12 protein-coding genes are annotated in these 12,119 nt (G+C 40.8%); all 12 read left to right on the top strand.

The window, feature by feature from the left end:
- Nucleotides 1-62: 62 nt before the first annotated feature.
- A complete protein-coding gene (gene tsf / locus C7Y70_RS07835; protein WP_099296501.1) occupies nucleotides 63-914 on the top strand; it encodes a translation elongation factor Ts in 852 nt (283 codons plus the stop codon).
- Between the two features lie 158 nt (nucleotides 915-1,072).
- Nucleotides 1,073-1,822, top strand: a complete 750-nt coding sequence (gene pyrH, locus C7Y70_RS07830) for a UMP kinase (protein ID WP_087530699.1) — start codon at nucleotides 1,073-1,075, stop codon at nucleotides 1,820-1,822.
- A 14-nt stretch (nucleotides 1,823-1,836) separates the two neighbouring features.
- Complete coding sequence (gene frr / locus C7Y70_RS07825) at nucleotides 1,837-2,394, top strand: ribosome recycling factor (protein ID WP_087530698.1); 558 nt, start codon at nucleotides 1,837-1,839, stop codon at nucleotides 2,392-2,394.
- Between the two features lie 81 nt (nucleotides 2,395-2,475).
- Nucleotides 2,476-3,255, top strand: coding sequence for an isoprenyl transferase (locus C7Y70_RS07820; RefSeq protein ID WP_099296500.1), 780 nt, complete (start codon nucleotides 2,476-2,478; stop codon nucleotides 3,253-3,255).
- Between the two features lie 16 nt (nucleotides 3,256-3,271).
- Nucleotides 3,272-4,138 carry a phosphatidate cytidylyltransferase gene (locus tag C7Y70_RS07815; RefSeq protein ID WP_099296499.1) on the top strand — a complete coding sequence of 289 codons (867 nt, stop codon included), beginning with the start codon at nucleotides 3,272-3,274 and terminating at the stop codon, nucleotides 4,136-4,138.
- Nucleotides 4,135-5,340: a 1-deoxy-D-xylulose-5-phosphate reductoisomerase gene (ispC, locus tag C7Y70_RS07810; RefSeq protein ID WP_135474169.1), complete on the top strand. Its 1,206-nt coding sequence runs from the start codon at nucleotides 4,135-4,137 to the stop codon at nucleotides 5,338-5,340. Before C7Y70_RS07815 ends, ispC begins: the two co-directional genes overlap by 4 nt.
- A gap of 1 nt (nucleotide 5,341) precedes the next feature.
- The gene (gene rseP / locus C7Y70_RS07805; protein WP_135474167.1) at nucleotides 5,342-6,694 is read left to right on the top strand and encodes a sigma E protease regulator RseP; all 1,353 of its coding nucleotides are present in this window, start codon (nucleotides 5,342-5,344) and stop codon (nucleotides 6,692-6,694) included.
- Nucleotides 6,695-6,790: 96 nt separating this feature from the next.
- The gene (bamA, locus tag C7Y70_RS07800) at nucleotides 6,791-9,262 is read left to right on the top strand and encodes an outer membrane protein assembly factor BamA (protein WP_099296496.1); all 2,472 of its coding nucleotides are present in this window, start codon (nucleotides 6,791-6,793) and stop codon (nucleotides 9,260-9,262) included.
- An 11-nt stretch (nucleotides 9,263-9,273) separates the two neighbouring features.
- Nucleotides 9,274-9,792, top strand: a complete 519-nt coding sequence (locus tag C7Y70_RS07795) for an OmpH family outer membrane protein (protein ID WP_135474165.1) — start codon at nucleotides 9,274-9,276, stop codon at nucleotides 9,790-9,792.
- 7 nt (nucleotides 9,793-9,799) lie between these two features.
- Entirely contained in the window at nucleotides 9,800-10,840 is a 1,041-nt protein-coding gene (lpxD, locus tag C7Y70_RS07790; RefSeq protein ID WP_135474163.1) for a UDP-3-O-(3-hydroxymyristoyl)glucosamine N-acyltransferase, read from the top strand.
- 10 nt (nucleotides 10,841-10,850) lie between these two features.
- Nucleotides 10,851-11,303 carry a 3-hydroxyacyl-ACP dehydratase FabZ gene (gene fabZ / locus C7Y70_RS07785; RefSeq protein WP_058561338.1) on the top strand — a complete coding sequence of 151 codons (453 nt, stop codon included), beginning with the start codon at nucleotides 10,851-10,853 and terminating at the stop codon, nucleotides 11,301-11,303.
- Nucleotides 11,304-11,305: 2 nt separating this feature from the next.
- Nucleotides 11,306-12,076 (top strand): acyl-ACP--UDP-N-acetylglucosamine O-acyltransferase, encoded by a 771-nt coding sequence (gene lpxA / locus C7Y70_RS07780; RefSeq protein WP_099296494.1) that lies wholly within the window; start codon nucleotides 11,306-11,308, stop codon nucleotides 12,074-12,076.
- The last annotated feature ends 43 nt before the right edge of the window (nucleotides 12,077-12,119 follow it).

Below are 12,119 nucleotides of genomic sequence, written 5' to 3'. Positions count from 1 at the left end.
GCTATTCTTGTAGAGCGGGTAACCCGCTTATCTAACCTGAATTCAGATTTGAGGATTTACTAATGGCTGTAACTACTGCCCTAGTTAAAGAATTACGCGAGCGTACAGGCGCTGGCATGATGGATTGTAAAAAAGCGTTAACTGAAACTGATGGTGACATCGAGTTAGCGATTGAGAACATGCGTAAGAGCGGTGCTGCAAAGGCTGCTAAAAAAGCGGGTAACATTGCTGCTGAAGGTACTATCATCATCAAGCAAAGCGCGGGTGCTGCAGTACTTGTAGAAGTTAACTGTCAAACTGACTTCGTAGCTAAAGACGAAAGCTTCCTAGCATTTGCTAACAAAGTTGCTGATTCTGCTATCGCTGACACAACGACTATCGAAGACTTACAAGCTAAGTTTGAAGAAGACCGTGTTGAGCTTGTGACTAAAATTGGTGAAAACATCAATGTTCGTCGTCTTCAGTACATCGCTGGTGAGCAATTAGTTGAGTACCGTCATGGTGAGCGTATTGGTGTTGTTGTTGCAGGTGTTGCTGATGAAGAAACACTTAAGCACGTTGCAATGCACGTTGCTGCTTCAAACCCAGAATACCTAACGCCTGATGATGTGCCTGCTGACGTTGTAGAAAAAGAAAAGCAAGTTCAAATCGACATCGCGATGAATGAAGGCAAGCCTGCTGAAATCGCTGAAAAGATGGTTGTTGGTCGCATGAAGAAGTTTACTGGTGAGGTTTCTCTTACTGGTCAAGCTTTCATCATGGAACCTAAAAAGTCTGTTGGCGAAATTCTTAAAGAGAAAAACGCGACAGTAACTAGCTTCGTTCGTATGGAAGTTGGTGCAGGTATCGAGAAGAAAGAAGAAGATTTTGCTGCTGAAGTAGCTGCGCAAATTGCTGCTGCTAAAGGTCAGTAAGATTAACTATTTGTGATGCAAAAGGAAAATACATGCAATTAAAGTACTATTTGCTTTTGCGTCATGCTTAGAAATTCTTTAAAATAACCGCGCTTTTATGTTTATCATAAGCGCGGTTATTTTTTATCCATAATTTAATAAAAGTTGGCCCCAATACTATGACTATCAATCGTAAACCTATTTTTAGACGTGTTCTTCTCAAATTAAGTGGTGAAGCTTTAATGGGAGATGAAGGCTTTGGCATCGATCCAAAAGTGCTTGATCGTATGGCGCAAGAAATTAAAGAGCTAGTAGAACTCGACGTAGAAGTGGGTTTAGTTATCGGTGGTGGTAACTTCTTACGTGGTGGTTCTCTTGCAGAAGCTGGCATGAACCGCGTTGTAGGCGATCACATGGGTATGCTAGCAACGGTAATGAATGGCCTTGCAATGCGTGACGCTTTGCACCGCGCATTTGTAAACTGTCGTTTGATGTCAGCAATTCCATTAAATGGTGTGTGTGATGCATACAATTGGGCTGAAGCAATTAGTTTATTAAAAACGGGCCGTGTTGTTATTTTTGCAGCAGGTACAGGTAACCCATTCTTCACCACTGATTCAGCTGCATGTTTGCGCGGTATCGAAATCGAAGCAGACACAGTTATCAAAGCGACTAAAGTAGACGGTGTATTTAGTGATGATCCGGTGAAAAACCCAGACGCAACACTTTACCGCCACTTAAGCTACAATGAAATCATTGATAAAGAACTAAAAGTGATGGATCTCGCTGCGTTCACATTAGCACGTGATCACAATATGCCATTAAGCGTATTTAACATGAACAAATCAGGCGCGTTAAAGCGTGTTATTATGGGCGAAGAAGAAGGAACACTTATCTCTTCACAAGCCTCAGATGAAGTAACTAACTAGATTAGGATTGAACCGTGATTAACGATATTCAAAAAGATGCTGCAGAACGCATGCAGAAAAGTGTAACGGCACTTGGCAGTCAACTATCTAAAATTCGTACTGGTCGTGCTCATCCAGCACTTTTAGATGGCATTATGGTGTCATACTACGGTGCGCCAACACCGTTGAACCAAGTAGCGAATGTAACAATTGAAGATTCACGTACACTCGCACTGAGTGTATTTGATAAATCACTTGCACAAGCGGTAGAAAAAGCGATTATGGCTTCTGATTTGGGCTTGAACCCAATGTCAGCGGGTGCAGTTATTCGTGTACCACTTCCTCCACTTACTGAAGAACGTCGTAAAGATTTAATTAAAATCGTACGTGGTGAAGTTGAAAGTGGTCGCGTAGCAGTGCGTAATATTCGTCGTGATGCAAACGGTGATGTTAAAAGCTTATTAAAAGATAAAGACATCTCTGAAGACGAAGCGCACCAAGCTGAAGATGCAATCCAAAAGCTAACTGATAAATTCATCAAAGAGATGGATACTCAATTAACAGCGAAAGAAGCTGAGTTGATGGAAATCTAAGCAGCTAAATAAGCTGAGCTAGGGTTTAGAAATATATTAGTTTTGAAACGCCGTCTGGGGTATACTAGGCGGCGTTTTTTTATGGAATACTCGATATTTATGGTTCTTAACGCTGATAAAATTTCCCAGCAATGTTTACCCAAGCATGTCGCTATAATCATGGATGGCAATGGTCGTTGGGCACAGGCTAAAAATAGGCCACGTGTTTACGGGCATAAAAAAGGGGTGGATGCTGTTCGTCAATCGGTACAGTTTTGTACTAAATTGGGAGTAGAGTCATTGACTTTGTTCGCTTTTAGTAGTGAAAACTGGCAACGTCCTGAAGATGAAGTGAGCACGTTAATGGAGTTATTCTTATTCGTGCTGAGCAAGGAAGTAAAAAAACTTCACAAAAACAATGTAAAATTAACTATTATTGGTGACTTATCACGCTTTTCTGACACTTTGCGTAGTAAAGTGGATGCAGCACATGCGTTAACTGCTGATAATACAGGACTGAAATTAAACGTCGCCGCTAATTATGGTGGCCGTTGGGACATTACAAATGCAGCTAAACAAATTGGTAAACGAATAGCTGCTGGGGAATTAGACCCCAATGATATCACTGAGCAAGATATTGCCTCACAAATGAGTATGCAGGATCAGGCAGAACCTGATTTGCTGATTCGAACGGGAGGAGACTTGCGCATTAGTAACTTTTTATTATGGCAAGCAGCTTATGCTGAGCTTTATTTTACCGATACGCTTTGGCCAGACTTCAATGAAGCTGCTTTTGCTGACGCTATCGCCTGCTACGTTGCCAGAGAGCGACGATTTGGTTGTACCGGCGAACAAATAAAACAATTACTCGCCGAAACCTAATTAAAAGGGTAACACTTTGCTAAAACAACGAATTTTAACCTCTTTAGTGTTAGCGCCTTTGGCGCTGTTATTAGTTTTTTATACACCACTAACTTTATTTAGTTACATTGCCGGTGCCATTGTTTTAATGGGTGCTTGGGAGTGGTCTGCCTTTATGGGCTTATGCGATAAATTGAAGCGTTTTGCGTTTGTTATCTTTATTGCGATTTTACTGGCGCTGTTAAATTGGCATTGGCCGATCGAGTCGCTGTGGGTTGACGGGAAATTGGTTGGGGATGCAAACTATATTTTCACCTTATCATTCTCTTGGTGGATTGTTGCAACTTACCTAGTTTGGCGTTACCCATCAATGGCAAAAGCATGGAATGAAGGGCTTGTGATGCGTGCCATTGCAGGCATTTTAACGTTAGTGCCGCTATGGCTTGCGCTTAATACCCTGCGCAGTGCTAATTATTTAGAGTCCACCCATTTTGGTTCAATGTTGATCCTTGTCGTCCTTGGTATAGTTTGGAGTGCCGACATTGGTGCTTACTTTACTGGTAAAAACTTTGGTAAACACAAATTAATGCCCAAGGTGAGCCCAAATAAAACCATTGAAGGTTTGGCCGGTGGTGTTGTTGCAGCTGTGATCTTTGTTTTAGCGTTTTGCCACTTTAGTGATGTTGATATGGCTGTTTGGCCAATCTATGGTGTAATGACTATTTTTATTGCTTTGTTTTCTGCCATTGGTGATCTGTTAGAAAGTATGTTTAAACGTGAAGCGGGCCTAAAAGACAGCGGTTCATGTTTACCGGGGCATGGTGGCATATTAGACAGACTAGATAGTTTAACCGCTGCAGCGCCTATTTTTGTTTTATGTTATGCGTGGACACTAAGTCTATGAGTTGTAAACAACAACTAGTTATTCTTGGTGCGACAGGTTCAATTGGTACTAGCACGTTAGATGTTATTGCTAGAAATCCCAGCCAGTTTGAGGTGTTTGCTCTAACTGCCGGTGAGAATGCTAAATCTATGGCCCAGCTGTGCCTTGAGCATCATCCTGTTTTTGCTGTTATGGCTTCTGACAATGCCGCTGAGCAATTAAAACAGCATCTGTCAGGTACTGCGTGTAAAACAATCATTAGAAGCGGTACAGAGTCAATGAGTGAGCTGGCTGCTCACCCTAGTGTTGATGCTGTGATGTCAGCTATTGTGGGCGCCGCAGGGCTTATCCCCACATTAAGCGCTGTCGAGGCAGGTAAAAAAGTATTACTGGCAAATAAAGAATCGTTAGTGATGTCAGGGCAGTTATTTATTGATAAAGTAAAACAGCACAAAGCCACACTTTTACCAATAGATAGTGAGCATAATGCTATTTTTCAGTGCTTACCTGGTGCATTGCAAGGTTCAAAAACCAATGCAAAACTTGCAGAGCATGGCGTCAGTAAAATTTTATTGACAGGTTCTGGTGGTCCCTTTTTAACGCGTGATATCAATACACTATCTACGGTAACGGTTGCTGAGGCAGTCGCACATCCAAATTGGTCAATGGGACAAAAAATATCAGTAGATTCAGCCACCATGATGAATAAAGGCTTAGAGTTTATTGAAGCAAAATGGTTATTTAACTGCGTCGCTAATGATATTGAAGTGGTTATTCATCCACAAAGTATTATTCATTCAATGGTGCAGTACCAAGATGGTTCAGTGCTTGCGCAAATGGGGAATCCTGATATGCGCACGCCTATTGCTCACGCACTTGCTTACCCACAACGCATAGATGCAGGCGTAAAGCCGCTCGATTTTTCAGACATATCTGATTTTACGTTTACTAAACCTGATTTTGCTCGCTATCCAAACTTAAAACTAGCCATCACTGCGTGTGAGGCTGGGCAAGGTGCTACAACAACAGTTAATGCCGCCAATGAAGTGGCCGTGGCTGCTTTCTTAAAAGGTAAAATTAAGTTCACGGATATTTATCGAGTAAATGCGCAAACATTAGATGCAACTGCGGATGTAAACGTTCATACCCTAGATGAAATTTTAGCGTGTGATAAATTAGCCCGAGAGCAAGCAGTACAACAAATACGCAAGGTACAATGTTGATATGTTCGATTTCTTTTGGAATTTAGGTTCATTTATTCTAGCACTGGGTATTTTAGTTACCGTTCACGAATACGGCCACTTTTGGGTTGCACGTAAAGCGGGGGTTAAAGTCCTGCGCTTTTCAATCGGTTTTGGTAAACCGTTATTAAAGTGGCACGATAAATTGGGTACTGAGTATGTGATAGCAGCCATTCCTTTAGGTGGTTATGTCAAAATGCTTGATGAGCGTGTTGATGATGTGCCTGATGCTGAACGTCACCTTTCATTTAATGCCAAGTCAGTTCAGGCTCGTATTGCGATTGTTGCGGCGGGACCAATGGCTAATTTTATTTTCGCCATATTCGCTTTAGCAGTAATGTATTTAGTGGGTGTGCAGTCAATAAAGCCGGTTGTTGGTGTGGTACAAGAGGGCAGCAGAGCCGAACTTGCAGGTATCGCGCCTAATCAACAAATTATTAAAATTGGCAATGATGATATTGCCACATGGCAAGATGCGACATTTGCGTTAATGGCAAGTCTTGGTGATGAACGTGTTGATGTGACTGTTCGCTCTAATGATTACCAAGAGCAAGTTAAAACGATTAATATTGATGGTTGGAAGTTAGACCAACAAGATGTGCCTCCATTAGCGTCACTAGGGATCGTTCCGTTTCGGCCTGATGCAACGTTAGAAGTTGCAGCAATTACCAAAAACTCAGCTGCTTCTATGGGTAACTTAAGAGTTGGCGATGAAATTGTGATGGTAGATGGCGAAACAATAACCAGTTGGCAGCAATTAGTTAATCTTATTCAGCAATCAGCTAACAAATCATTACAATTTAGTGTAAAAAGACAAGATAGTATGGTGTTGCTAACGGTTACTCCGCAAGGTAGAACGGTCGGCAATGGCGTACAACAAGGGTTTTTAGGTGTTGCGCCAGTTGTAGAACAGTGGCCAGAAGGTTACATCGAGACTAGACATTATGGTCCACTGGATAGTATTGTGCTCGGCGTAAAGGAAACGTGGCGTTTAATAAGTTTAAGTTTTGATATGATCGGTAATTTAATTACAGGTCAAGTATCCGTTAAAAATTTAAGTGGTCCTGTAGGGATAGCTGTAGGTGCAGGAACCAGCGTAAGTTATGGTTTTGTTGCCTTTTTAAGCTTTTTAGCATTAATAAGTGTTAACTTGGGTGTATTTAATTTATTACCCTTACCAGTACTTGATGGTGGGCACTTAATGTATTACATAATTGAACTTTTCCGTAAAAAGCCAGTCTCTGAAAAGACACAAGAATTTGGTTTTAAAGTGGGAGCCTTGCTCCTAATTTTTCTAACATGTTTCGCTTTGTTCAATGATGTATCGCGATTATAGAATGGCGACAGTCTCGAATTAAAAAACACGATTGTAAAACATTGCTTTAATGTGGTGTTGAGCGGTAATACAGTTGTAAAGGATAAAGATAATAAAATGGCTATAAAAAAACATTTGGCAGTAACAAGTTTATTAGGGGCAAGCTTTGCAGCCCTTGGCCAAAACTCCTTTATTGTTGACGATTTAAAAGTTGAAGGTTTACAGCGTGTAGCACTCGGTGCTGCCTTAACGCATATTCCAATCAATGTCGGTGACAGTGTAGATGACTATACAATTTCAAAAACAATTAAGTCATTGTATAGCTCAGGTCACTTTGACAACATAAAAGCATTACGTGATGGCAACAATGTTATTTTTAAAGTAACAGAGCGCCCAACGATCAGTTTTATAGAATTTGATGGCAATAAAGATATTAAAGACGAGCAGTTAACTCAGTCTCTTGAGCAGCAAGATATTCGTCAAGGTGAACCGCTAGATAAAACAGTGGTTGATAATATTGAAAAAGGATTAATTGAGTTTTTTCATAGTATTGGTAAGTACAATGCAAAAATCGATATTAGTATCACAAAGTTGCCACGAAACCGCGTTAAATTGAAATTAGAATTTGACGAAGGTGATGCTGCCTCAATCCGCCAAATTAACCTTGTGGGTAATGAGCTTTTCCCTGACGAAGAGCTATTAGCACTCGCTGAATCACAGCAAGATTTAGCTTGGTGGGAGTTTATGGGAAGCGATCGCTACCAAAAGCAAACCATCGAAGGCGACCTTGAAAATATTCGCAGCTATTACTTAGATCGCGGCTATCTTCGTTTTAATATCGATTCAACTCAAGTATCTGTAAGTCCAGAGCGTGAATCTGTTTATGTTACGGCTAACATTACAGAAGGCGTGAAATACAAAGTTAAAGGCTTTGATTTCATCGGTGACTTGCTTGGGCGTGAAGAATTAATTAAGAGCGTTATTCCACTGCGTGCCGGTGAGCTTTACAATGGTTCAGTGGTAACATCATCTGAAGAGTTTATTAAAAGCTACTTAGCGCGCTTTGGTTATGCGAATGCCGAAGTACGCACCATTCCTGAAATTGATGATGAGAACAAAGAAGTACAATTAACATTATCGGTGAAACCAGGTAAGCGTGTTTATGTGCGTCGTATCATTGTTGGTGGTAACCAAAATACCTCAGACGAAGTGCTTCGCCGTGAAATGACGCAGTTAGAAGGCGCGTGGCTTTCAAACCAAAACTTAGAGCGTTCAAAATTACAAATTCAACGTTTACCTTATATGGAAACTGTTGATTTTAACGTCGTGCCTGTGCCTGGTGTTGATGACCAAGTTGATGTTGACTTTAATGTCAAAGAGCAATCAGCAGGTAGTTTCAATGCGGGTCTTGCGTATGGTTCATACCTAGGTTTACAGTTTAATATTGGTGTAACTGAGTCAAACTTCTTAGGAACGGGTAACCAAATTGGTTTTAATATTAATACGTCACGTGGTTCTGAGCGCGTAAGCTTATCTTACACAGACCCTTACTTTACGCCGGATGGTGTATCACAAGGTAGCAGCATATTTTACAGTAATTATGATGCAAGTAAGTTTAGCCTTATCGATTATAAATCGAAGAGCTACGGTATTGGTACCAATATAGGTTTTCCAATTGATGCGGTTAACCGTGTAAACTTTGGTATTAAATGGATTCAAGAAGAGCTTTCTGAAATTGCTGAGTATGAGCAAACACGTGTACTGCGTGAGACCTTCTTGGACCCAGAGAACCCAGATGCTGGCTTTGACTTTACCAAGTATGAGTTGAGTGTTGGGTGGTCTCGTATAACAGTAAACCGCGGTTTATTTCCAACTGCTGGTTCACGTCAAACACTTAATCTAACAGGCACAACGCCGAATTCTGATTTAACTTACTTTAAGCTAAATTATGATTCGCGTTTTTATTGGCCGATCAGTGATGATCATCGTTGGGTATTCTCAACGCGTGCAGCACTTGGCTACGGAAATGGTTATGGTGAAACCAATGGTTACGACCAAACGTTACCATTCCAAGAATACTTCCGTATTACAGAAATGGAATTACGTGGCTTTGACCGTAATACTATTCTACCGCGTGCAGTATCTAGAACGCCAAAATTAATTCCGGGCACCCCATTGCCAGATGGTACACCGACTGGCAGTATAGGCGGCGCATCAGAGTTTGACGTACTAAATACACAAGGTCGAATTGGTGGTAATGCGAAAGCGGTTGCGGGTATGGAGTTAATTGTACCGACGCCATTCTTAGATGAAGAGAACACAAGTTCTGTGCGTACTAGTTTCTTTGTTGATGCTGCGAACGTGTGGGATACAGAGTTTAGCGTTGATCGTTATCAGAATTTAGGGCCGGATGAGCGTGCTAAATTAGAGGACTACTCAGATCCAGCACGTTTTAGAGTATCAACAGGTTTATCATTACAGTGGGTTTCACCTATGGGCCCAATGCTGATTAGTTTTGCGTATCCATTGCAACAAGAAGAAGATGACGATACGAAGACCATCAGTTTTAATATTAGTAATACATTCTAAAGGAGTTTTTTGTGAAGAAATCATTTAAATCATCGGCAATTGCCTTATTAGCCACACTTATGATGGGTACTTCAGTGAGCGCATTTGCTCATAAAGTAGGCATTGTAGATATGCAAGAAATCTACAAGCAAATTCCTCAAATGGCTAAAGTAGAGCAAACTTTACAAGCTGAATTTGCTGAACGTCGCCAAGAAATTGAGAAGCTTCAAGGCGATATCCGTTTTGAAGCTGAAAAATTTAAACGTGAAAGCACAACAATGAGCCAAGCGCAAAAAGATGCACTACGCGAAAAAGTTGAAGGTATGCAAAAAAATCTTGCAGAAAAAGGTCGTCCTTTAGAGCAAGAAATTAAAATGCGTCAAAATCAAGAATTAGCTAAAGTACAAAAGCTTATTATTGATGCAATCCAAACAGTTGCTAAAGATGGCAAGTATGATGAAGTTAAAGTAAAAGACACTACTGTTTACTTTAACCCAAAGACAGTTTCTGATTTATCAGAAAAAGTTGTTGAAAAAGTAAGTAAACAATAGAAGAAATATGCAAAATTATACGCTTTCGCAGATTGCGGAACTTCTTGGCGCTGAACTCGATGGGGACGGCGCTTTAGAAATCTCAAAAATAGCGACACTTGCAAATGCCCAGTCTGGGCATATTGCATTTTTAGCGAATAAGAAATATCGCGCACAATTGGACAATACAGATGCCAGTGCAGTAATATTATCTGCAGCAGATGCTCCTTATTATCTGGGGAATAAGCTTATTGCAGCTAATCCTTATAACAGCTATGCACAGCTTGCTCAGATAATGGATACAACGCCTACATCAGCAGTAAAAGGCATTCACTCCAGTGCGGTTGTTCATCCTGACGCACAGGTTGCTAGTTCGGCTTCTATAGGCGCCAATGTTGTGATTGAAGCAGGAGCACAGATTGCTGACAATGTGCAAATAGGTGCTAATTGTTTTATCGGTGCGATGGCTAAAATAGGCAGTAACACCAAACTGTGGTCGAATGTATCTATTTATCATGATGTTGAAATTGGCGAAAACTGTCTATTTCAAGCAAACTCAATCATAGGTAGCGATGGTTTTGGTTACGCTAATGATAAAGGCCAGTGGATAAAAATACCGCAAATCGGTGCTGTCATTATTGGTGATAACGTTGAAATTGGTGCAGGGGCAACGATTGATCGCGGTGCAATTGATAATACAATAATCTCTAATAATGTGATTATCGACAATCAGGTCCATTTAGCACACAACGTAGAGATTGGGTCGGGTACTGCTATTGCAGGTTGCACAGTAATCGCTGGAAGTACTACAGTAGGTAAAAATTGCCAATTTGGTGGGCTTGTAGGTATAAATGGTCACATTGATATATGTGATGGTGTTATACTTACCGGCATGAGTATGGTAACTAAGTCAATTAAAGAGCCTGGTATCTACTCTTCTGGTATGCCGCACTCTACAAATAAAGAGTGGCGTCGTAATATCGCTCATTTGCGTAATTTACCAGAGATGAAAGACCGTCTTAAAGCACTAGAGACTTTGACTCAGTCATTAAATGTTGATAATCAATAAGGATGCTATTTTGGCAAACGAATTAAATAGCTTGGATATACAAGAAATATTGAGCTTACTGCCGCACCGTTACCCTATGTTATTAGTGGACAGAGTGCTTGACCACACGCCAGGCGAGTCACTTCACGCCATTAAAAACGTTAGCGTGAATGAACCTATTTTTACTGGTCATTTTCCAAATCAGCCAATTTTCCCGGGTGTTCTTATTTTAGAGGCGATGGCACAAGCCACAGGCCTGCTTGGGTTTAAAACGGTTGAAAATCGCAGTGAAAATGAGCTTTATTTATTTGCTGCAATCGACAATGCGCGATTTAAACAACCAGTTGTTCCTGGCGATACTATGCATTTGCATGTACAGTTTTTAAAAGAGCGCCGCAATATATGGAAATTTGCAGCAGAAGCGAAAGTTGATGGTAAGGTAGTGTGTACTGCTGAAATCATGTGTGCGAGAAGAGAGCTTTAATTGTGATCCATCCTACAGCGATAATCGAATCAGGTGCGAAATTAGGTAATAATGTATCAGTTGGTCCTTATAGCTACATTGGCAACGATGTGGTAATAGGTGATGATTGTATTATTGAATCTCATGTTGTTGTGAAAGGGCCTTCTACTATTGGCTCTGGCAATCATATTTTTCAATTTGCGTCAGTAGGCGAAGCCTGCCAAGACAAAAAATATAACAACGAGCCAACAACGCTTATTATCGGTGATAATAATGTTATTCGTGAATGTGCGACAATTCATCGTGGTACAATTCAAGACCAAGGTGTTACCAAAATTGGTAGTAATAACTTATTTATGGCGTATACCCATGTTGCACATGATGCGGTAATTGGGGATAACGTTATTTTTGCAAACAATGCTTCAGTTGCTGGCCATGTTCATGTTGGTGATTGGGTTATCCTTGCAGGTAATTCGGGTATTCACCAATTTTGTAAAATCGGAGCACATGCTTTTGTGGGGATGTACTCTGGTGTAAACAAAGACGTGCCACCCTTTGTAACGACGATTGGTACACCCGCTAGTCCCGTTGCTATTAATACCGAAGGTATGAAACGCCGTGGTTTTGAAAGTGATGAAGTAATGGCGACACGCCGTGCTTATAAAACACTTTATCGAAAGAGCTTAGGTGTTGATGAGGCAATAGCCGCATTGAGTGAAGATGCCGCTAAGTATCCAGCAGTTCAGCTAATGGTTGAATTTGTAAAAAATTCTGAGCGTGGAATTATTCGTTAATTACATCGCTTAATAAAAACCACCGCTTAGTAATAATCGGTGG

The sequence above is a fragment of the Pseudoalteromonas sp. KS88 genome, from assembly GCF_004766475.1.
Taxonomy (GTDB): domain Bacteria; phylum Pseudomonadota; class Gammaproteobacteria; order Enterobacterales; family Alteromonadaceae; genus Pseudoalteromonas.
This window is presented reverse-complemented; position numbering and strand designations above follow the sequence as displayed.